This is a genomic window from Candidatus Vicinibacter affinis, assembly GCA_016714365.1.
GTDB lineage: Bacteria > Bacteroidota > Bacteroidia > Chitinophagales > Saprospiraceae > Vicinibacter > Vicinibacter affinis.
Window position 1 is genome coordinate 2,194,262 of sequence record JADJNH010000005.1, and the last position, 22,803, is coordinate 2,217,064.

Consider the following 22,803-nt stretch of genomic DNA (forward strand, 5'->3'; position numbering starts at 1 on the left):
ATTTGATATTTGTATATGATTGGTAACTTTATTTAATATATTTATCGGATAACTCTAAAGTGGTATGTATCTTGTAGGAAGATTCGCTTATTCCCAATTTCATGACAGGTTTTCGAACTCTAGTTTTCATTTTTCTTTCATGTATAGCTTTTATTCTACCCCTGCATTTGTCTGCCCAGGCTTTGACCCACAGACAAGGTGAACTCATCGTAAAACTCAACTCAGGCTCTAATCCAAGACTTTTTCTCAGGAATAGATTAAAAGCCCGATCCAGCAACGGTGAGTTAAGGTTAAAGAAGGTTTTATCAGAAGATTGGAATATCCTTTTACTGGAATTTGATTTTACCTTATTCAGGCCTGAGGACATCATAGCTGAGTTGTCTAAGGATCCTGAAGTTTTGGCCGTTCAGAAAAACAAATTATTGCAACTTAGAAAATCACCCAACGATACCTATTTTTTCAGACAATGGCATCATTTGAATACCGGATCAGAGGGGGGACTTCCGGGAGTTGATTTTGACTCTGATTTGGCATGGGATCTGAATACAGGCGGGCTCACAGAACTCGGCGATACCATTGTGCTTTGTATCATAGACGATGGTTTGGACATTGCTCATTATGACATTAAGGGAAATCTATGGAGAAACTATCAAGAGATACCGGACAATAAATTGGATGATGACCAGAACGGCTATGTAGACGATTATTATGGCTGGAACAGTTATAAGGATGGAGGAAATTTTGACCCCGGATTTCATGGGACTCCGGTTTGCGGAATTGCTGCTGCCACCGGAAATAATAATTTGGGCGTATGCGGTATTAATTGGAAAGTAAAGCTCATGTTTGTAGCAGGCGGAGGTGATGAGGCAAATGCCATCCTGTCCTACACTTATCCATGGAAAGCCAGAAAGGCCTACAATCAAAGCAATGGAAAGCAAGGTGCTTTTGTAGTCGCTACCAACTCATCCTGGGGATCTGATTATGGCATGCCGGAGGAAGCGCCAATTTGGTGTGCAGTTTATGATTCATTGGGAGCTGAAGGCATTCTCAATGCCGCATCCACCACCAATCTGGATTTAAATGTAGACGAAGATGGAGATCTGCCCACTACCTGTGAAAGTGATTATTTGATCACGGTAACCAGCATGGATTGGTTTGATCAAAAAGATCCTACAGCAGGATATGGAAATAAGTCAATTGATTTGGGTGCTTATGGTGAAAATGTATATACCATCAGCCCATCGAATGGTCTGAGGAGTTTTTCAGGTACCAGTGCGGCTGCCCCGCAGGTAGCCGGCGCGATTGCATTGTTGTACAGTATTCCCTGCAACAACCTGGCACAACTGGCTCGATCAAATCCTGGAACTGCTGCCTTATCTGTCAAATCGCTCATCTTATCCAATTGTAAAAAGATAGCTTCGCTGCAGGCCATTACGGTGAGCGGAGGTGTATTAAATTTAGGTTCTGCCGCCAATGCCGTTCAACCATTTGAATTGCACAGTGAGCTTAACAAAATTGAATTTCGAAGATCTGTACCACTCGGGCTGTTGCCGGTAAGTATTGAACTTAGAAAAAAGGGCGCCACAAATTGGGAACAACAGCAAGCATTTTCAGACAGTACCATTGTGTTTAATAACCTGGAATATTGTACCGAATATGAATTTAGAATAAAAGGAGGTTGTGTTCGCTTCAAGGAAGTTTATTCACCTGTTCAATCCGTTTGGACAGACGGTTGCTGTCAATCACCGGATCGGTTGTCCATGAAATTCTCCGGAGATGATTTTGTTCTGGTGAATTTGCGGCATTCAGGCATCAGCAACAGGATTGCATACGTAATTCGAAAACGTTTTGATCTCCATTTTGATACCGTTTATATGAATCATACCAATGGTCAAGAAATTCTAATAAATGGATTACTGCCATGTCAACAATATGAATGCAATTTCTTTAGTTTTTGTGATCCGGAATGGTCTGCAATGAGTGAACCATTAATCATACAAACCAATGGATGTGGGCAGTGTACCGACATTTCTTACTGTAAACGCAACAGGCCCCAATCCAATTTTGAATGGATTGAATCCATTTCTGTTGACAATGTTGAATTTAAAACCGGAAATAACCTTGGGTACGGAAACTATACCGGGTCATCCTATCAATGGGTGTTGGATAAATGGCAAGCGCACAGTATAAAAATCGTCCCTGGATTTGCCAATGACAGCAGCTTGATGCACATGGTGGCCTGGCTGGATCAAAATCAAAATGGAATTTTTGAAACGCAGGAAAATCTTATTCCGGCAGGTTCTAAAAGTAATCAAACAGCATCGTTTAATTTCAATATTCCGGCAGAGGCGAAAGATGGTTACACCAGATTAAGGATCATGCTCAAATATGCGGAAAATAACATCGAAGAGCCCGGTCCTTGCAGTCAAGGACTTGAGTTTGGAGAATATGAAGATTACTGCATTCTTATTACAAATGGATCCTGTGGCCCGCTTGCAAAAGCTGCATTAGCCGGAACTACCAAAAATACGGCAGTCATCGATTTTCAAAAAATCAATGGTAATGATCTGGTGTATTATCAATTCCGGAAATTATATGAACCCGGATGGCAACATTCCAACACTAGGGGAGACATGGTTTTTTTATCAGGATTGGACTCTTGCAGTGATTACGAGATTCGTTTGGGTGTATTGTGTAATCTTAATTTTACACAACAAATTTCCTTAAGATTTAAAACCACCGGATCAACTTGCCTGACCAGTACGATAAATCCGGTAGATCCTTCCAGTTTGCCCATGATTTATCCAAATCCATTTCAAAATCACTTTGTAGTAGAATTAGGTTCTGAGGACCTTTCCCCGGATTTTGAAATGTTCAACCTTGTGGGTATAAGAATTCCAGTCAAAGCAACTCCATTAGGTGAACATAAATGGAGAATTGACATGGAACCACTCAATGGCGTCTGTCTTTTGAGAATTAATCTTCCCGGGAAAGTTCCAATATTAAGGAAGCTGTTGCATTCAAAGAATTAGTTTGGGACAAATGTATTAATGGGTTTATTTATCCAGGAGTCATTAAATTTTACTCAATGGTCATTCATGATCTCTGACATTTAAAAATTTATTTTCCTGCAGGGAGTCTCTCTGAAAGATAGAGGCATTTGATTTTTTATTCGTCATAATTTCAAGATCAGGTTGACCTGCCTCTGTCCAGGCGCTCATCCAAACAGAACCAATGGATAAAATACAAGACCTGAATCTGGCCTCAACCTGTTTGTCTAAAGTATTGTGATAAAGTTCCGCATAATCTTTACATGGAAGTTTGGTAACAGCCCCCAATCTTGTTTCAAAACAATATTGTTGGTCCGGAGGAGTTATTTGGCTTATTCTTTTTTCTATCATGAGGACGCTGTCTACACCTTGATGACTGTCTTGTATGATTTTCCAGAAATAGGGTCGGATGTCAGGAACATACTCTGCAGGTCCTACCACAAAGTCGAAATATTGTTCTGCAAATAATTCCGGAATTCTACTTTCCCAAAAAGCATGAATACCTGTTTGATTGCTGAGTTGTCCATTGTAATTTTTTGTAGTGTGCAGTGGGACATGAGCATCGCCAATATAATGCCCGATGTCTGCAGATAATTTTAGGATTTTGTCCGGATCATTTTCCTTAAAAGCCTGTACCAATCGCTTGTAAATCTGAGGTAAAAAATAGGGTAAAATTCCATGGGGACTGAAATGGTCCACCAGGTGCATCTGAAAATCTTGAAGATTTGCATTCGGGAAGAGAATGGTGATTTTATCGGTACCAATTACCCAATCTTCTTCATCATGATCCATCCATGCATATTCCAGCAACCACTTCTTCAAATCAGGTAAATCGATACCATCTCGATATTCCAAAAATTTATTTTTGAAGGAATGGGTGAATACTAACTTTTTAATATTTCTATCCGGGGAATCAATTTTTTCAAATACCGATGTGCTGTCCAAGCCTTTGAAAATTTTTATGTCTGAGGATTGCAGCACACATTCGATGAGATCACCCGGAAGGTTTTGATAGGATTGTTTCCCCCAATGATCGAGATCTATATAATGGCGAGTAGCCTCACCTTTAATTGCATATCTTCTTTTGTCCGGATCAACCGCATGGTTGCTTAGAAATTCCAAATTGGTTTTGTAAAATTCAATCATGTTTGCCGGTAAGGTGAATACGGCTAACTTGTTGAGCAATTTGTGTGCGTAAAACCCCCAATCAGGGTTCGTTTTATTGATAGAATTAATGTTGGCATTGAATCCAAAAGATGGGATAAGTATCCAAATAAATACTAAAAACAATCTAAACAGCCAAAACTGTAAACTAGGGTGTTGCATGAAGGGTGTGTTGTGTTATAAAAAAATCGGGCCCTTAGGTCCGGGGCAAAGTTAATGAAATCTATTTGACGACATTTAAATCTTGAAAGGTTTTTAATACGGCAGAAGCCTGATTGAATTGCAGCAAAAGAAAATCGCCATCACTGCGGTTGACAAATAATCTGAAGAAATTCTTTTTTGCTAAATAAGCTGAACTTAGATCGACCGGTTGTTCATTTTCTTCATTAATGGGATAGAAACTCAGAATTAATGAATCTGGTTTGTTGTTTGTTTTTATAGCAATTCGACACCAAGGGAGGTAAGTACTTATCTGCGATCTCAGTGGATTGGTATTTTCAAATGCTTCGGTTTGTGCAATTAGAAGGTTCTCGAAATAAGAATCCAATATTTTTTGATTGATGTTTTGGATAAACGTATTTGGGTTTTGCCCTTGTGCCAATTTTAATTCATTGCCTGAGCTGGTAATCAAAAAGGAGGAGGAAGGATCGTAGGGATAATCAACGCTCACCCCAGCCAGTTGTTTTTTTTCCAAAGGAACTAAAGAGCGATCCCGCCAGTCCTGTAATTTGATGTCATATCGGTGACGGATGTTTGAATTCAGTTTATCCAGATGCATCACGTAAGGTTGCCGCGCATTGTCCATGAGAAAGTAGACTCCAGTTTCATCTCCGGTCACACCGCCAATGTAATATGTTTTAAAGGGTTTATTTGAATTGGTATAGATTTCCACTTTTATCCCTATGCTTGCCAGGTCATTCATGATGGACGGGTAGGAAGGTCTAGGAGGGATAGATTTTAAGGAGACTTTTTGGATAACGTCTAAAATGTTTTCAATGGCATTTGGGAAGGCTTTATATTTCTGATTAACATACCATTGATTTTCAATTTTTTCAAGTGTAATGGGTTCTCCATCTTTTTTTGCAAGAAAGATTTTGGTCACCTGGTCAATGTCTTTTACAGCAAATTCCCTGTCAGCAGTATCTATGGAAGTTTTATTGTTTTTATATTTTACAAAGTACCAGGACAAACCTCCGAGTATTACAAAAATCAACAACCACAGTAGGGTATTTTTCTGCTTCATATGTTCAGGGGTTTAATGTATTTTTTTCTGCGAATAAATTGATTGAGAAGGCCGAAGATGATAATTAAGATAACCGGTAATCCAATATTGAAAAATTGCCATTTACCTTTTTCTTTCTCAGCTTTCACTTTGTCCAACATTCTCAATTTAATTTCTTTCGCTCTTGCACTCAGAACATTATCCGGTGCAATCATGTATTCAATACTGTTTAAAATAAAATCCTTATTGCCGTTGAAACTGGTTTTTTCCCATTTGTTGTAACCCAATGGTGCGAACTTGCCTGTTTCTTTGTCGTATAAATTTCGTATCAGATCTCCATCCGATACCAGCAAAATGGAAGTAGGACTTGATTTTGATTTGTAGTCCATACCAAGGCTTGTGAGTTGAGATTTTAGTTCTTCGCTTACCCTGTTTTCAAACAGCGAAGAAAACTCACCTTCTACCAAAACTCCAATGGGTAAGAATGGTTTGTTGAATTTATCTGGATCTGCTTTATACCTCAATATGTCAAACCCAACTTTCATGGGAGATAACTGATATCGGCTGTATTGAGAAGACTGTATGAGTACCGTTTTCTTCAAGGATGTTTTTGTTTTGAGGGTATCAATCGATGAAGGAAATTCCAGACTAATCCGGTCAATATTATTTACAATGGGATGTGTTGATTTTGAAGCGACCAGCGGATGATAATACCAAGGAAATAATTCGATTTGTGGCTTGCCTCCCTGGTTTCCGATGACCTGTGGAATTCTGCTGCATTCCAGATCCAGTACAAGGTTGGGTTCAATTCGGAGTCCATATTCAAAAAACAAATCTGAAAGATTAACATCGAGTGGTTCCGGAATGTATTCTGTTCGGGTACTTAAAGTGTCTAAAGAGATTGACATGCCATCCACCAGATAAATGATTTTTCCACCATTCATCAGGTACTGATCTAAAGCAAATTTATTTTTTTCTGAAAACGGAATGGTAGGTCTCGCTATAATGAGTAAGTCAATTTCTTTTTTAAGGTTGTAATTACTGTCCAAATTGATGTAACCAACATTATAAAAGGAGCTGAGTTGCAGTACCAATGCTTTGGTTTGTTCTTTTTCCAGTTCACCATGTCCTGTTGAAAGAAGAATGTTTTTTTTCTCCTGGTGTTGTAACTTTTGCAAGGCGTTTGCAAATTTATATTCCAACAAACTAATTGAATTGCTCAGATTGGTTTCCTGGTCCTGATCAGCTGAGTGTTCTAAAAGGTTGATGGCAATTTTTTTTTGGGCGAAATTAAAAATTGCGTAAGGATAGATCAATTGTTCTTTATTTTCAGTTCCCGTTCGAACCATAAGATTGGTAGGAACCAAACCATCTTTTTTAAGTTCTTCTCTTCTGGCATTTATCTCTTGAATGGATCCATCATTAGGATCTTCGAACTGATACTCAATATAACCTGATTCGGCTCTGAACTGATCAAGCAATTCTTTGGTGCTTTGTTGGAGTTTCTTAAAACCTGCAGGAAACTCTCCTTCAAGTAATACCCGGACGAGTACTACCTCCGGTACATTTCGGATAATATTTTTGGTAGAAGGAGTAAGTGTAAATCTTTTTTCTTCTGTGAGATCCACTGACCCAAAAAAGAAAGATCCCAGCACATTGATAAAAATCAAAATGCCGGTCAAGAAGATGACCTTAAAAGATCCCTGGATTTTATTGATAATGCCCACCTTAGAAAAATCTATTTTTTAACCAACTGATGTTAAGCCAAATAAAGAAACCGATTAAGCTGAAGAAATATATGATGTCTCTGCTGTCGAGGCTTCCTCTGCTTATGGAGTTGTAATGAAAATCCATCCCGATTCGTTGGATGATGTCATCTGTTTTTCCAAAAAAAATCGGGAGTTTACTAAAAAAGTAAAACCCATAGTAAAAAATGAAAATCAAACAAATCGCCAACAAGAAAGCAATGATCTGATTTCTAGAAATGGCTGAACTGAATAAGCCAATTGAAGTACAGGCAGCTGCCAAAAAAAGTAATCCAATGTAAGAACCCATTACAGCGCCCGTATCGATATTCCCAACCGGAGCCCCTAATTGGTAAACTGCATAGAAGTAGAATAGGGTAGGTAATAGGGCAATTGCGGTCAGACTCAGACATGCAAAAAATTTACCTAAGACAATCTGAGCTTCGGTGATTGGTTTTGTGATGAGTATTTCTAAGGTTCCGTTTTGAATTTCTTCAGAAAAAGATCTCATGGTGATGGCAGGAATCATAAACATAAAGATGATGGGTGCCATGATAAACAATTGGTCCAGGGAAGCATAGTTAAAATATAATATACTGTAATCCGGGAACACCCACATCATTAATCCCATGATCAGAATGAATATACCAATTACAACATAACCTATGAGCAGACTGAAAAAACCGGAAATTTCTTTTGTAAAAATCGTCCACATATTTTTAATCCTTTGGAGATGACTTGGTCAGTAAGCTGAATACCTCTTCCACACTGTTTTTATCTTTATTCATTTCGTAAATGATGTAATTGTTCTGAACGCTAAAATTGAATAACATTTCGCGTAAATCTTTTTGGTTGCTTGAATAAACGGTGAATCGGGCCTTGCCATTGGTTCTTACCGATTGAACGCCCGGAATGTTTTTTAATAAATCAATGGGCAGGTCTTTATTAAATTCTACATGTACAATTTGGCGGTCCGATAATTTTTCCTGCAACATATCAATGGGATCGTCTGCGACAATTGAACCATTGTTGATGATGATCACCCGATCACACAATGCTTTCACCTCTTGCATGATGTGCGTCGAAAAAATCAGGGTTTTTTCTTTACCAAAATTCCGTATGAGGTCCCGGATGTCCTGGATTTGATTAGGGTCAAGTCCACTGGTTGGTTCATCCAGTATTAAAACTTCCGGGTCATGTAACAAGGCTTGACTTAGTCCAACTCTTTGGCGGTATCCTTTAGATAAGGAACCAATCAATTTATTTTGTTCTTTGGTGAGGCCTGTCAATTCGATAAGTTCCTCAACGCGCTTTTTCGGATTTTGAATCTGACTGATTTTTGCAAAAGTCAGGAGGTATTCCCTGATGTACATGTCCTTGTATAAAGGGTTGTGCTCAGGTAGGTATCCAATTTTTCTTTTGGCTTCAAGAGGTGATTCTGAGAGATCAAATCCGCAAACAGATGCTTTTCCGGAAGTCGGGAAAAGAAAACCGGTAAGGATTTTCATGGTGGTGGTTTTGCCGGCACCGTTCGGTCCCAGGAATCCCAAAATCTGGCCTTTACCTGCGGTAAAACTAATGCCATTCAAAGCCCGTTGGCTGCCATAAATTTTTACAAGATTCTCGACTTGAATGGACATAAATAGTGTTTCGTTTTCCTGACAAAGTTAGAACGATTCAGGGTACCAAAGGTGCATTAAAGGGATTAAGAATTTTTATCAGTTCGTCAAGTTCCCACGCATCCTCCAACGAGTATTCACCAATGTTTTGTCTTACAAGAGCCGATAGAAAGGCGGCATTTCCCAATCTAAGCCCAAATTCATGTGCAATCGAGCGAATGTAGGTTCCTTTGGTACATCTGATGCTGAAACCAATCTGTGGAAAATGGTCGGTGCTTAATTCCATTTCAGAGATGTAGATGGGCTTGGCAGCCAGTAACACCTCTTCCCCTTTACGAGCCAGCGTGTAAGCCCTTTTACCCCCAACTTTAACTGCGGAGTGTACGGGGGGTATTAGTTCCTGGTAGCCCAGAAATGATTTCCTGCAGCTCTCTATATTTTCAAGACTAATATGGCCTGGATCTTCGAATGGAATCACCTCAGTTTCCAGATCATAACTTGGCGTAGAAGCTCCCAAGGTAAAATGACCTGTATAATGCTTTTCCCTGGCCTGATAATCATCTATTTTTTTGGTCATCTTTCCGGTGCATAAAATCAACAAACCGGAGGCAAGAGGATCCAGTGTTCCGGCATGCCCAATCTTTATTTTTTGTTTGGAAGATCTCCAAATGGCTCTTTTGATACGGTCCACCACAAAAAAAGAAGTCATCCGCAATGGCTTATTGACCAGAAATACAGCTCCGGCAGACAAGTCTAACTGCTGAATATTTAATGGAGTTGCTATCAGGGTCAACGATTTAAAAGGAGATATAAGATCAGTCCCGCACCAAGAATGATGCAATACCAGGCAAAATAATTCATTTTAGTGTTCCTTACCAGAGAGAGCATCCATCCGCATGCCAACACTCCGGTTAAAAAAGCAGTGATGAATCCCAGCAAAACAGCAGAAAGAGAATAGGAAGAAACCATCAAACCACCCTCCAAAATATCTTTGGCGATTTTACCCAGGATTAATGGAACAACCATCAAAAACGAAAAACTGATGGCCTCATTTCTTTCAAAATTCACAAGACTTGCAGTGGCGATGGTACTGCCGGAACGACTGATTCCGGGTAGAATGGCAATCGCCTGGCTGAAGCCCATCAGAAATGATTTCCAGCTACTGTTGCCTCCTGTGGCTAAAGTTCTGTAGTGTCCCAGCATTAGGATCAAACCGTTTGTCAGGATCATACACGCTACAAACATGATTTTACCATTGAACAATTCACTCACTTGTTTTTCAAAGAAAAGTCCAACAATAGCGGCCGGGATCATCGAAATAATGATGCGGATACTGAAAGTTTTGGAGGCTGTATCTGAAGCGGAGAACAAGCCTTTGATCAATTCAACAATTCTTTTTCTGAAAACAAAAATTATGCTGAGTGCAGTTGCCATGTGTAGAATAACGGTGAGTTGAAGACTGTCCACCGCAGAGGAATGATCCCCCAGAAAATATTTAGCTAATTCAAGATGTCCGTCAGAACTCACCGGCAAAAATTCGGTCAATCCCTGAACAATGCCCAGGATCAAAATAATCAGATATTCGGACATGAATTAGTCTTTAAATATTGCATAAACCTGCATGGCAAGTCCTGCAATGATAAAAATTGGCGCAATAACGGTCCTTCTGGTTGAATAAATGATGCTTTCGTCCCACACGTCGGGAGATGGCATCCATCCTCCGGACATGAGTAACAGACCTAAGGCTATCAGACCCAACCCAATTAAGACAATCTGGATATGGGCTTTACCATAGGACATTGAGTCCTTTCTTTTTAGAGAAGAAAGAACTTTTTGGGTATCCGCAGTGTAAGCAGTTTCAGATTTTATGGGTGCTTTTTTAGATTTTGATTCTCCCATGATTGATTTTATTTGTTAAGATATGAATTCAAGGCCCGACGAATACCAAGAATGTGCAAAGTTGGCCCAATTACCAATAAAACGAGCATAACCACCACAAAATTTTTTAGATCGATTAAATTATAAATCCATGGTGACAAGTAGAACAGAGCCAACATCGCCAAACCCATCAGGCCAATAGCCATCAGGGAACTTGCAAGACCGTGGGTAATGGCAATTCTGATATATGGTTTCGTAATGTTTTCTTCAGTGCTTCCCAGCAATCTCCACAATTGAATGACATCGAATTTTGTGCGAATGTAAATCCTGACCAAATATCCGGTCACTAAAAATGCCAGAATGGCTGTAAGAAGGGTAATGAAGATAAAAACAGTTTTTACTTTACCAATGGTTTTGGTTAATTCAGGTTTCAGGGCGACATGGTCTCCTGCCATGTTGACAATTGATTGGGTCTTTAGATATTCCTGTATTTTCTTGATGGTAAATTGTTGATCCTGGGAAGGATCTAGTCCAATCATCAGGATGTCATAAAATGGATTTTCTCCGGGGGCAATGGAAATGTCAACCCGAGGATCAGCAGTCATTTCCTTGAGAGCTTCTTCTTTATTCAATAGTTGTATACTTCCCTTTACTATTCCGGATTGGCCATTCAGCCAATTCTTCAACACATCAAGTGAATCTTTGGAATAAGTTTTCTTGAGTTCAATGACATAAGGAGTTTCTGTACTGATTCTGTCTTCAAGGCGAACACTGTGAATAAATGCCAAAAGTGCCAGTCCCAATAATGAAAAAACCAAGGCTACCGCCAGGACATGCATAAAGGTACTCGTTCCACTATCTGCTCGCAAGGTAAAGTTTTGGCAAAGGTATTATATTAAGATAAATTATATATATTTATTTTGGTTGGAGCGATGAGGGATCTTCATTTTTGTTTTCCAGATTTTGCAGCAATTCTACCAGAATACCAGACTCATTATCCCAAACCAAAACATTCGCAGCTTGTTGGCAGGCAAGAAACATTTGATGATAGAGAGTAGGATCTTCTAAGGATTTCACTGAAGCTGAAATTTCTTCCGGGGTACATTCCGACAGTAGAATTCCAACAGGATATTCTGCTATCAGATTTTGATATTCCGGAAAGTTCATGTGAAGAGTGGGTAACCCTGCCTGAATGTAGTCAAAGGTTTTATTGGCCAGGGAATAGTAATAATTCAAACTCTTGCCTTCCAACAAATTGATCCCAATTAGTGCTTTGGTATTTAGTAATGCAAGTTCTTCAGGTGTTAACTTTCCAAAGAATTTTATCCGGGCTCCTAAATTAAGCTTTTCTGCAAGTTTATGTAGTTGATCAGAGATGTCCCCGTCTCCCGCAATCCAACACTCATATTCAGGCAGTGAAAGCATGGCTTCAATCATTAATTCCAGGCCTCTGCCTATATTTAAAACCCCTTGATACCAAATCACTTTTGGTCGATCAGTGTAAGTATTCGGAAAGATTTTCTTGGTTGGTAGATTCCTGATTGAATGAAATTTTACTTTATATTTTTTGCTCAGTACTTCAGATAAGATGGGAGCTACAGACAAACATAAATCAGCATTAGCCGTTCCCCAATGGATAATATTTGACCATGTTTTGCGAATGAATTTTTTATCAATTATTTCAGGGCTTTCTTCAAAAAATTCATGGGCGTCAAAAATGAGTTTGCCCCTTTTAATTTTTTTGAAGACCGTTGAAGCCAATAAGGTGTCTGCATCTACCGCATAGACCCAGTTTGGTGAGAGGCCCATCAATTTCCATAGCAACCGAATATTGTACTCCGAATAAAAAAGAAATGAAGATTGGAACCAGGTGGATATGAGGATTAAAGTGATGGCCGGATGCTCAAAGGAGTAGCGATCTGTTATTGATTTTTTTATGGAGGATTTGGACCTGTATAGAATGGTTACCCGGTATCCGAGTTCCACCAATGTGTTGGAAACCCTTTGCAGTCGTTGGTCAAATCCAATGTCGGAAGTGGTGGTAATACAAATTGAAATGGGTTTCAACTTTCTTGAATCTAAGTTTATTGACAGCCCAGCTGAAGTTTACTGAGTTTGTCGGCATTGGGAAAACAGAAACCCGAAGGTACAGATTTGGGTTCATATCTTTTGAGATCAGGGTCATGCAGTCCATTTTCAATAAAATCCGTCAACGCCATAATATCTTCTTCTTGAAGCATTAAAGGGACAAATTGAGCAGCAAGGTTTTGTTTTGGAACCTTCTGGTTTTCAGGAATCGCTTTGTTTTTATATCTGATGATTTCCTCGACTGAGCAGAAGCTCCCACCATGTCCTAAGAATCCGGCATCTTTAAGATTGTATAATTGAGGGACTTTAAAACAAAACATGTCTGCTTCTTTTTTGGTAAAACCCCCTCTTCCTAAACGATGGTCATCAGAACTGTCCTTTAAAATTACCGAATTAACATCAAAATCGTTCATGCCCAATGCATAAAATTTCATAGAATTCAAGGCCGGTCCCGAATGACAAGAATAACATTTTGCTTGACCAAAAAACAGATAAGCCCCTTTAATCTGGGTCTCATTTAGGGCTGAGCTGTCTCCTCTGAGCCATCGTTGAAAAGGGGCTTTATTGGTGAGGACAACCCTCTCGTAAGCAGCAATGGCCTTAGCCATGCTTATTCGCCGGTATTTGAGATTTGGGTCTACACCTGTAAAAGCGCTGTCAAATAAAGCCTGGTAAATAGTTTTGGTAACCAACTCAGGACTCATGCGCATGCCATGTGCTTCAAGAGCAATGCGAGCCTGTGTTTCAACCCCTTGCATACCCAGCCGGTTGAGTTCAGTAAAACTTCCTTTGGGCCATAAACTATCGGTCCCTCCATTTGGGCCGGTAGCACCGAACTTTCCGCTCCAGAGTTGAACTTCCTGATAGGCACAGTTGACGATGCTGGGTGTGCGAATCATTTGTACATCCATCTCCGAAGAATCACAAAGTGGATGTTTGTGTCTGGTAAAACCAAATCCCCGGCCACCACCTGCTATGCTTTGAATGATGCCGGCTTGAAAACCCGCCTCCGCAAAATGACAGGTGGCGCAGGAAAATGTTCTCGCAGCTGCCGAGCACTTAGGATTAAATGAGATGGCCGGATCAAAGAAAAGGAATTTTCCAAGTTCCACTTTCGCAGATGTAATGGGATTGGAACTGTCTTGGGGGATGAGTTTGAAATCTTCTGAATCGGGCAGGATATAAAAATCCAGGTTTTTGGTTGGTGCCAGATTTATCAATAATTTTTTTAGATCCCGGGCACTTTGCAATTTGGCTGATTCCACTTGCTTGCATTGAATCAAGCTGAAAGACAGGAGACAACAATAAAAATAATAATCAATCGCTTTTAACACCTTACAAAAATAGACTATTTGTTACTTAAGTTAGGGGAGGAGCAGCATAAAGTATGCCATTGAATGAAGATGTATGCCAACCTAGATGGATGAATGGCAAAGCGAAATAAAATAATGATATATTTACCCATCAAAATAAGTTGCTTCCTTCCTTTGTAGATTTTTAAATAAAATTACAACTATGTCTGTTCAAAAGTTAAATGCCTTTTCATTGACCATGATTGTAATTGGGTTGGTTATTGGGATGGGAATCTTCAGAACTGCCTCTGATGCTGCAAAGGCTGCAATAAATCCGGAAGTTTTTTTTACTGCCTGGGTACTGGGGGGATTGGTTGCTCTTTGTGGAGCACTCACCTATGCTGAAATAGGATCCAGATATCCCGTCACAGGAGGTTACTATAAGGTATTTTCTTATGCTTACCATCCGTCTATAGCATTTGCATTAAATTGTGTGATCATTATTTCTAATGCAGCTTCCCTTGCCGGAGTTGCCTTAATTGGGAGTGATTATCTTGCATCCGTAGTGGCCCCGGGAGGCATGACAGATGTTGGTAAATCACTCATAGCCATTACAGCTATTCTCTTGTTTTATGGGGTGAATCTGATGGGACTCAAAATGAGTTCAACCACTCAGAATGTCCTGATGCTTATCAAAATCAGTTTGCTTCTTCTCATTATCTCTTCCATTTTTTTATTGGCGCCATCCATTCAAACGGTGCATGAAACGGTTGCGCCAGTGAAGCCCATGGATTTTCTTCAATCAATAGGACTCGCCTTGGTAGCAATTTGCTTTACCTATGGAGGGTATCAACAGACCATTAATTTTGGAGAAGAAGTAGACAATGCGCGTAAGACTGTTCCCAGAGGGATTGTTACCGGAATTCTGATAGTCATTACCTTGTATTTATTGACCAATTATGCCTACTACAAGATAATTGGTTTTGATCAGCTAAAAGAGGCCAGAGGGATTGCTTCCATCATTGGAGAAAAATTATTTGGGCCTTTGGGAAAGACTATTTTTTCTTTACTATTATTCACTGCAGTGTTAGCCTACGTAAATGTTTTGTTGTTGTCAAATCCGAGAGTCATGTATGCAATGGCTGATGATCAAATACTTCCACAAATTTTTAAAAAGAAATATGGCGCACATGAAGTATTGACGGTCAGTCTGACCGCTTTCACAGTGTTGACTATTATAATTCTTTTTTACGCCAATACTTTTGATCGCATACTCGGATTTGTCATGTTTCTGGACAGTATTGGAATGGTGAGTTCAGCTGCGGCATTGTTTTATTTAAGACGTAAAACCCAGCACTTAAATGGAACGGGGATTTATCAGATGAAATGGTTTCCAGTTCCTACACTTTTTTTTATTGCGGCCTATTTATTTGTAAGTGGATCCATAGTTTTAAACACACCCATGATGGCATTGATTGGCACCCTGGTTTTTGTGGTATTTTTAATTTTATTTTTTATCGTTCAAAAAAGCAGAAAGGTTAGTTAAGGCAACAATTTCAAGGTAGCACGAAATGGATTCGGCCATAATCTTCAATTTACACAGATTCAATTTTAACCAAGATGAATGTATCGTATATAATTAATGAGTTGGGAGAGGAGCGGGAGAATTATTTTCAAGCCATCGCTCCACCAATAGTGCAGACGAGCAATTTTGCTTTTAGAACGGTGGAGGAAATGCGGGAAAGATTTAAAGATGAATACAGTGGGTATTTGTATTCACGAGGGTTGAATCCAACGGTGGACATCCTTAGAAAAAAGTTGGCAGCGCTTGATGGGGCAGAAGATGCTTTGGTATTTAATTCCGGGGCGGCAGCCATTTATTCTGCAATAGTTCCATTTGTACAAAAAGGAGATCATATAATTTCAGTCGCAGCACCTTACACCTGGGCGCAAAAATTATTTGATCAGCATCTTCCAAGATTCGGGGTAACTACTACTTATGTGGATGCAAGAGATTCGAAAAATATTTGGGATGCAGTCAATGACAGTACCCGCATCATTTATCTGGAGTCACCTAATAGCTGGGATTTTGCGATACAAGATTTGAGGGCTATTGCGATGGAAGCTAAAAAAAGAAATATTCTTACGGTGGTGGATAATTCTTATTGCAGTCCAATTTATCAAAGGCCAATTGAAATGGGTATTGATTTATGTCTTCAGTCTGCTACCAAATATATTGGAGGCCATAGCGATGTCGTGGCAGGAGTGCTTTCCGGGACGAGGGCGCATATGAAGAAAATTTTTGATTTGGAATATTTGATGGCCGGCAATGGTATACAAGCATTTAATGCCTGGCTTTTGATCAGAGGATTGAGAACACTTCCGGCCAGATTGGACCGCATCACAATCAACACACACAAAGTGATCGCCTTTATGAAAAGTCATCCAAAAGTTGAGGAGCTCTTGTTTCCTTTGGAGGAATCCTTTCCGCAATACCAGTTGGCTAAAAGTCAGATGTCCGGAGCATGCGGGCTTTTTACCATTGTAGTGAAGAGTCAGGAGGCAGATAAAATTGAAAATTTCTGTCAATCACTTAAAAGATTTTTGATGGCTGTAAGTTGGGGTGGACATGAGAGTTTAGTCATTCCCAGAATGGCTGGTGTTTCTAAATCAGCATTCAATCCGAACATGAGAGAGCACCGGATGATTCGATTTTATGTTGGACTTGAAGATGCGGAATATTTAATAGAAGATCTGCAGGAAGCCTTAGAGAAACTTTAATAAGCGATTTTTTTTTGTTTAAGATATAATTTATGCCAATGGTATGCACCATAACAGGCCAGGCCTAAAAAGACTATGAATTCCAAAGCAACAAATGCAATGCCTTTGCTGAAATACAGATAAATACAAATTACATCTACCACGATCCAAATGATCCAGTTTTCAATTATTCTTCTGGCCAGCAGAGTGTTGGCAATGATGCTTGCAATGGCCACAAAAGTGTCCCAGTAGGGATAAGCGGCTTGCTTGGGGAAAGCAATTGGAAACCAATTGTGAAGTTGTGATATAACATAACCGAATGTGAAAGTCAGAACTGTACAAAGTACGGCTAAGTAAATTTTCCAGGTATTGCTAAGAAATTTGATCGGTTCCTTCTGGTGCAATTCTTTATCCCAAAAAAACCAACCATAAAGTGAAATCAAAAAAAAATAGATTTGCAGGAACATATCAGAATACAATTGCACCTGATAAAAGATCAGAAAAAATAAAATGATGTTTACCAATCCTACCGGCCAGGTGAGGATGTTGGCTTTGGCTGCGAGCCAAACCCCGGCTATCCCGAAGACAGTTCCCACAAATTCCATATAGCTTACCGGATAACCCAATAAACTAAACATTGTATGGCCAACATTAAAAAACTCATACATGAAGTAAAGGTAAGTTTTAAGGGGCTCTTTTGAATAAAGAAAATATCTTGATTGGAATTTTATTTTGTAGCGAATAAGTCATTGCAAGATTAAAGCTATTGCATGTAATGAATCTCTTTAAAATGTTCGTTCCTGAAATGTATTGAATGCGGGAATAAAAAATATAAATTACTAATAAGATCTATGACAAAAAATACTTTAACTTGATAGAAAAAAATTTGATTGAAGAAATTGATCTCTATAAATATTGATGTCAAAAGAGGAATGCTTTGTAATTATTTTGTTCAGGGAATTATAATTTTTTGTTGATGGTGGAAGCCATTGATAAGTAATGCGCAGACGTAAATTCCATTAGGAAGGTCAGGTGTATTATATCTTGTATTGGTCAAACCTGATATTAAACTTTGCACTATTTTACCCTGAATGTTAAAAATGTTCAATTGTTTGAAGGCTAAATTATTTTCTGTGATAACCATAATCCTTCCTTCTTTCAGTTCAAGTCTGATAGATATATTTTCAAGATTTTCAGTTTGTGTGCAATTATCAATTTGTACTAAAACAGAAGTGGAGTCGGTTATAGGACCAGATGTATATTTTAATACGATCTTGGCATCACCGGGATGATCCCAGTCAATTATTACATTCCGGGTTTCCTGTCCGGATATGATTTTGCCATTTGTGGTAGACCAATTAAATGTAGCGCATGGGACGTAATTAATATTAAATTTTCCTTCTGTGCCAAAACATAATTTTTTAGGTGATTCTATAGCAAGTGATCCCTTTAATTGATTTTCGGAACTCCAGCATATAGTAAGATAGGATTCCTTAAATCTTTGTTGTGCTGAATTGGTGCCAATCTTTAAACTGTTTGGATATCCGATTGAAGGGAAAGTATTGAAGTCTGAAAGGCAATCCGGCGTATTCTCCAAATATAAGCTGTTCGTTGTTAAACTCGACGTGCCTGCGGGGATGTTTACATTATTTTTATTATTGCCAAACTCATAGTGGTCAATACCGGTTTTAAAATATTGTCCCAGAAGTTGATTTGAAATTTCATTGCCTATGAAATTTTGTTGGTTGCCGGCACCATCATTCATAAAAATTCCGTACAACTCAGCGCGGTTTCTATAAAAGGTATTGAAGGGTCCATTGATGCCATGAGAATTGTCTATCACTATATTTTGGCAAATATTCCCTTCAAAAAGATTTTGAAAAGGGTAGTTGCCATGAAGTACGATGTCTCCTGCAGCATTAGATGGTAAAAGCGTTCCTGTCCAATAAGGATCTTTAGAATAGTTGTATGAAATCACATTGCCGTTTGCAGAGGATTGTAACAAGACAGCATGTCTTAAATTTTCAAAAATATTATTACTGATCAGGCATCTGCCACTGGTTTGTTGGATGGCTATACCATAGGCTTTCCCACCACCGCCATAGTCAAATGCTTTGGTGAAATATGAATTAGTTACGCTGATGTGGCTGCATTCATTTATGGTAACATGAGCAAAATTGCCAAATCTGCTCGCGACTCCATTAATCCAACAATGTGCGGCCAGATCCAAACTGATGTTGTGGGTTTGAGTTGTAGTGGCATCTTTTCTTTCAATTGAGAAGTATTCAAGTCCTATAAAATAAGCTGGAAATATTACTGAATAGGATGCTTCATTCGTCAAAGAAAAATCAATTCTTAATTCTTCCTCCAGCGTAAGCTCATTCAATTGTTTGTCTTTGACTTTAACCAGCTGGCCAATGCTTTTACTGGCCCATGATGAAAAAATTCTGTTGGCATCGTTTTCAAATATTTTTAGGTAATCTCCTTTTTTTACATCACGATGGTCAGCAACATCAATTTTATTGGTGGATTTGAAAGCATTTGCAATTAACTTTATGGAGGTTTGCGATTTCTTGCCTTTGATAGATATGCAATCTTCCGGTCTGCCTTTAAGGTCAAAAATGAATTTTGTTTTCTCGGCACAGGATCCTCTTATGATAAGGCTATCACGTAATATGATATTGTTTAGGAAAAGATAAGTGCCAGGTGGGAAGAGGATAATGCCTGGTCTGGAATTCAGAAATTTAATGCAAGAGTTGAGGGACAAAGTACAATCAACTTTCCCAGAAGAGTCTGCGCCGAAGTGTAGGGGGTTTAGAATTTCGAAATGATCTGTATTGAAACTTTGTGAACCAGGATTATTCCAAATGCAACGTCTCTCAGGTAGTAAATTTTGTCCTTGAGAAATTTGAAATATTAGGCAAATGCAAAGATTGATCAGAATTATTTTCCTCATTGCTATAAAATGGATTCGTAAATATACCATTTCCAAAATACAAGTATGTTTTAATGTAAGCGGAATAATTATATTCTCCGGAAGACCAATTAGTAGGATGAACCGGGCGATGATAAAATTGGAATATTTTGGCATTTCTCGAAACACTAATATCAGATTTCTTGTTTGTATGCTAATTTTAGGATTATGCTTAAGAATAAATGTTTGGTTTTAACCGTGATGCCAGTGTTTTTGCTGGGCTTTTACCTGAGTGCTCAAGTGTTGCAGGTGTCGCCAATATTTCCTTCTGCAGAGGACACCGTCACCATCATTTATGATGCCTCCATGGGGAATGCCGGATTAAAAGATTTTAATCAACAGGTTTACTTGCATACCGGCCTCATCACCGATAAGAGTCAATCTCCCTCAGATTGGAAATACGTAGTAGGAAGTTGGGGGACTACGGATTCAAGATTGATCATGACTTCTTTGGGAAAAAATTTATACAGTGTCAAGTTTCACATTCGGTCTTTCTACAATGTGCCTGTCAATGAAAAGGTTTTGAAATTAGCTTTTGTATTTAGAAATTCAACCGGTTCACTTTCTGGCAGGGAAGCAAATGGTGGTGATATTTTTTATAATCTGGCTGATCCGGAAGGTAAATTTCAGGCTTTATGGTTAAATCCTACCGGTCGGTATAAATTTTTGAGCCCGAGTGAAAATGTAACTTTTTCTTTAGCCTGCTCAAAATCTGCTGACATTAAATTGTATGTGAACGGAATATTGGAACGCGATTTAACTGGTAAGGAACTGGTGTACGATTTTGCTACAGTGGCAGATGGAAATTACAAAATTGTTGCTAAATGCTCCTCAGGATCAGAGTTGGTAGAGTTAGAATATAATTTGGTAGTTGGAGAGCCTCAGGCAATAGTTCAAAATCCACCTCCGGGGATAGCTCCCGGTTTGAACTATGTTGACAATCATTCCGTCTATTTAATGTTGACCGCTCCTTTGAAGAAACATGTTTTCGTGTTGGGAAATTGGAACAACTATTCGCCGGTTTCTTCCGCTTTGATGAAAAAGTCTGAGAGTGGCGATATTTTTTGGATATTGATTGATCAATTGGACTCTAATTTCAATTATAATTATCAATATCTTATTGATGGTAAATTAATAATTGCCGATCCACTGAGTACAAAAGTTCTGGATCCTGCCAATGACGCCAAAATACCTCTAATTGTATATCCGGATATTCCGGAATATCCTATAAATCGTGCATCCGGATATGTAACGAGTTTTTCGATTCCTAAGTCAAAATTTCAATGGACTTCTTCAAATTTTAATCCAGTTCCACCTGATCAGATGATGGTCTACGAGCTCCTTATAAGGGATTTTGCGGAGGAGAGAAGTTTTAATTCAGTACTCAATAAAATTCCATATTTAAAAAATTTGGGTATCAATGCATTGGAATTAATGCCTGTAAACGAATTTGAGGGCAATGACAGTTGGGGATACAACCCTTCATTTCATGCCGCATTGGATAAATATTATGGCACTCAGGAACAATTGAAAAAGTTAATTGATGTTTGTCACGAAAATGGGATTGCAGTTGTACTGGATGTTGTTTTTAATCATGCGTTTAGTCAATGTCCGTTGGTGCAGATGTATTGGGATGCAGCGAGTAACAGACCTGCAGCAAACTCCCCCTATTTTAATATGGTTGCACGCCATCCATTTAATGTAGGATATGATTTTAATCATGAAAGCAAATACACAAGGGCTTATGTTAAGCAGGTTTTGGAACATTGGTTGAAGGAATACCATGTTGATGGATTTCGATTTGATCTGTCAAAAGGTTTTACCCAATTCAACAGCGGAAGTGATGCATCTCTGATGTCCAGATACGATGCAAGTCGTATCGCTATTCTGAAAGATTATGGAAATTTGGTAAAGAGTCAGAATCCTAATGCCTATGTAATTTTGGAACACTTTGCAGATAATGCAGAGGAGAAAGAATTGTCTGAAAGTGGATTTTTACTTTGGGGTAATATGAATTATAATTTCAATCAGGCTTCCATGGGTTACGGTTCCAATGATCTGAATTCTTCTCTGGCTGTAAAGAGGGGATGGTCTAAGAATCATTTGATCTCTTATATGGAAAGTCATGATGAAGAAAGGCTCAATTTTAAAAATTTGCAATATGGAAATGGAACCGGGAATTACAACATAAAACAATTGAATACGGCGATCGACAGGCAAAAATTGGTCCATCTGTTTTATCTGTTGATGCCGGGACCTAAGATGATTTGGCAAAATGGCGAAGTGGGTTATGATTATTCCATCAATCACTGTATCGATGGAACCATCAATACAAATTGTCGACTTGCTCCGAAGCCGATAAGAGCTGATTATTTTGCCCATCCCTCCCGAAAGTCACTGTACGATTTTATTGCAAAAGTGAATGCTTTTAAAAACCAGTCCGGACTTATCCAAAATGCTGTATTTGAATCCTCTTTGGGAGAGGGGTTGATCAAATGGATGAAATTTATTTCAACGGATCTTAATGCTTTTGTGGTTGGGAATTTTGACATTGTAACCAGAAATCCCGAAGTCCAATTTCCACATACGGGCAGATGGTACAATGTTTTGGATGGAACGAGTTTATTAATAAATGATCCCAAATACATATTGAGTCTGGTTCCCGGAGATCATCGTTTGTATGTAGATCAATCAGGTTGGAACACTGTGGGTACCCATGAATCTTGGGATGCTAGGGATTTGATTCGCATATATCCTAATCCAACTTCAGGAAATGTACATTTTGAATCATATGAGGAATTTGATCGAGTTGACATTTACAATTTGGATGGTATTCAAGTGTTGTCAGAAAAATTTTCACCCGTTAAGACGATAGAATTGAACATTGAAAAGCAAATTGCACAAGGAATTTATTTTTGTAGAATATTTTCACTTGGCAAAATGATAGCCACTTCAAAATTGACAATTTATTAGACAGTGTTTTAATTGTGATCAGAAATGCAGACCCTCAT

Annotated in this window: 17 protein-coding genes; 4 read left to right on the forward strand and 13 right to left on the reverse strand. The window is 38.8% G+C overall.

The features are described 5' to 3' along the window. Window positions 1-101 precede the first annotated feature (101 nt). Complete coding sequence (locus IPJ53_08650; GenBank protein ID MBK7799168.1) at window positions 102-3,032, forward strand: S8 family serine peptidase; 2,931 nt, start codon at window positions 102-104, stop codon at window positions 3,030-3,032. A 60-nt stretch (window positions 3,033-3,092) separates the two neighbouring features. Here IPJ53_08650 and IPJ53_08655 read toward each other — a convergent pair whose 3' ends face one another. The 11 genes from IPJ53_08655 to IPJ53_08705 form a co-directional block, all read right to left on the reverse strand. Next, window positions 3,093-4,376: a hypothetical protein gene (locus tag IPJ53_08655; protein ID MBK7799169.1), complete on the reverse strand. Its 1,284-nt coding sequence runs from the start codon at window positions 4,374-4,376 to the stop codon at window positions 3,093-3,095. A 61-nt stretch (window positions 4,377-4,437) separates the two neighbouring features. After that, window positions 4,438-5,457, reverse strand: coding sequence for a hypothetical protein (locus IPJ53_08660; GenBank protein MBK7799170.1), 1,020 nt, complete (start codon window positions 5,455-5,457; stop codon window positions 4,438-4,440). Then, the gene (gene gldG, locus IPJ53_08665; protein MBK7799171.1) at window positions 5,454-7,163 is read right to left on the reverse strand and encodes a gliding motility-associated ABC transporter substrate-binding protein GldG; all 1,710 of its coding nucleotides are present in this window, start codon (window positions 7,161-7,163) and stop codon (window positions 5,454-5,456) included. Before gldG ends, IPJ53_08660 begins: the two co-directional genes overlap by 4 nt. Before the next feature lies 1 nt (window position 7,164). Continuing rightward, window positions 7,165-7,896: a gliding motility-associated ABC transporter permease subunit GldF gene (gldF, locus tag IPJ53_08670; GenBank protein ID MBK7799172.1), complete on the reverse strand. Its 732-nt coding sequence runs from the start codon at window positions 7,894-7,896 to the stop codon at window positions 7,165-7,167. A gap of 4 nt (window positions 7,897-7,900) precedes the next feature. Next, window positions 7,901-8,821, reverse strand: a complete 921-nt coding sequence (gene gldA, locus IPJ53_08675; protein ID MBK7799173.1) for a gliding motility-associated ABC transporter ATP-binding subunit GldA — start codon at window positions 8,819-8,821, stop codon at window positions 7,901-7,903. 37 nt (window positions 8,822-8,858) lie between these two features. After that, a complete protein-coding gene (truB, locus tag IPJ53_08680; protein ID MBK7799174.1) occupies window positions 8,859-9,509 on the reverse strand; it encodes a tRNA pseudouridine(55) synthase TruB in 651 nt (216 codons plus the stop codon). Between the two features lie 80 nt (window positions 9,510-9,589). Then, window positions 9,590-10,390 (reverse strand): undecaprenyl-diphosphate phosphatase, encoded by an 801-nt coding sequence (locus IPJ53_08685; GenBank protein ID MBK7799175.1) that lies wholly within the window; start codon window positions 10,388-10,390, stop codon window positions 9,590-9,592. Window positions 10,391-10,393: 3 nt separating this feature from the next. Then, complete coding sequence (locus tag IPJ53_08690; protein ID MBK7799176.1) at window positions 10,394-10,699, reverse strand: DUF3098 domain-containing protein; 306 nt, start codon at window positions 10,697-10,699, stop codon at window positions 10,394-10,396. 8 nt (window positions 10,700-10,707) lie between these two features. Beyond that, on the reverse strand, window positions 10,708-11,547 hold the full coding sequence (locus IPJ53_08695; GenBank protein ID MBK7799177.1) for a hypothetical protein: 840 nt from the start codon (window positions 11,545-11,547) through the stop codon (window positions 10,708-10,710). 46 nt (window positions 11,548-11,593) lie between these two features. Then, entirely contained in the window at window positions 11,594-12,745 is a 1,152-nt protein-coding gene (locus IPJ53_08700; GenBank protein MBK7799178.1) for a glycosyltransferase, read from the reverse strand. Between the two features lie 17 nt (window positions 12,746-12,762). Next, window positions 12,763-14,031: a cytochrome-c peroxidase gene (locus IPJ53_08705; GenBank protein ID MBK7799179.1), complete on the reverse strand. Its 1,269-nt coding sequence runs from the start codon at window positions 14,029-14,031 to the stop codon at window positions 12,763-12,765. Window positions 14,032-14,281: 250 nt separating this feature from the next. Here IPJ53_08705 and IPJ53_08710 point away from each other — a divergent pair, with 250 nt between their 5' ends. Together IPJ53_08710 and IPJ53_08715 are read left to right on the forward strand one after the other, a co-directional pair. Then, window positions 14,282-15,604, forward strand: a complete 1,323-nt coding sequence (locus tag IPJ53_08710; protein MBK7799180.1) for an APC family permease — start codon at window positions 14,282-14,284, stop codon at window positions 15,602-15,604. Between the two features lie 74 nt (window positions 15,605-15,678). After that, the gene (locus IPJ53_08715) at window positions 15,679-16,839 is read left to right on the forward strand and encodes an aminotransferase class I/II-fold pyridoxal phosphate-dependent enzyme (GenBank protein MBK7799181.1); all 1,161 of its coding nucleotides are present in this window, start codon (window positions 15,679-15,681) and stop codon (window positions 16,837-16,839) included. Here IPJ53_08715 and IPJ53_08720 read toward each other — a convergent pair. Both IPJ53_08720 and IPJ53_08725 read right to left on the reverse strand, forming a co-directional pair. Further along, window positions 16,836-17,456 carry a nicotinamide mononucleotide transporter gene (locus IPJ53_08720; protein MBK7799182.1) on the reverse strand — a complete coding sequence of 207 codons (621 nt, stop codon included), beginning with the start codon at window positions 17,454-17,456 and terminating at the stop codon, window positions 16,836-16,838. The two genes, IPJ53_08715 and IPJ53_08720, sit on opposite strands and share 4 nt — an antisense overlap. 314 nt (window positions 17,457-17,770) lie before the next feature. Further along, on the reverse strand, window positions 17,771-19,774 hold the full coding sequence (locus IPJ53_08725; protein ID MBK7799183.1) for a T9SS type A sorting domain-containing protein: 2,004 nt from the start codon (window positions 19,772-19,774) through the stop codon (window positions 17,771-17,773). Window positions 19,775-19,960: 186 nt separating this feature from the next. Between IPJ53_08725 and IPJ53_08730 the strand changes: the two genes are divergently transcribed. Beyond that, entirely contained in the window at window positions 19,961-22,765 is a 2,805-nt protein-coding gene (locus tag IPJ53_08730; protein ID MBK7799184.1) for a DUF4961 domain-containing protein, read from the forward strand. Window positions 22,766-22,803 lie beyond the last annotated feature (38 nt).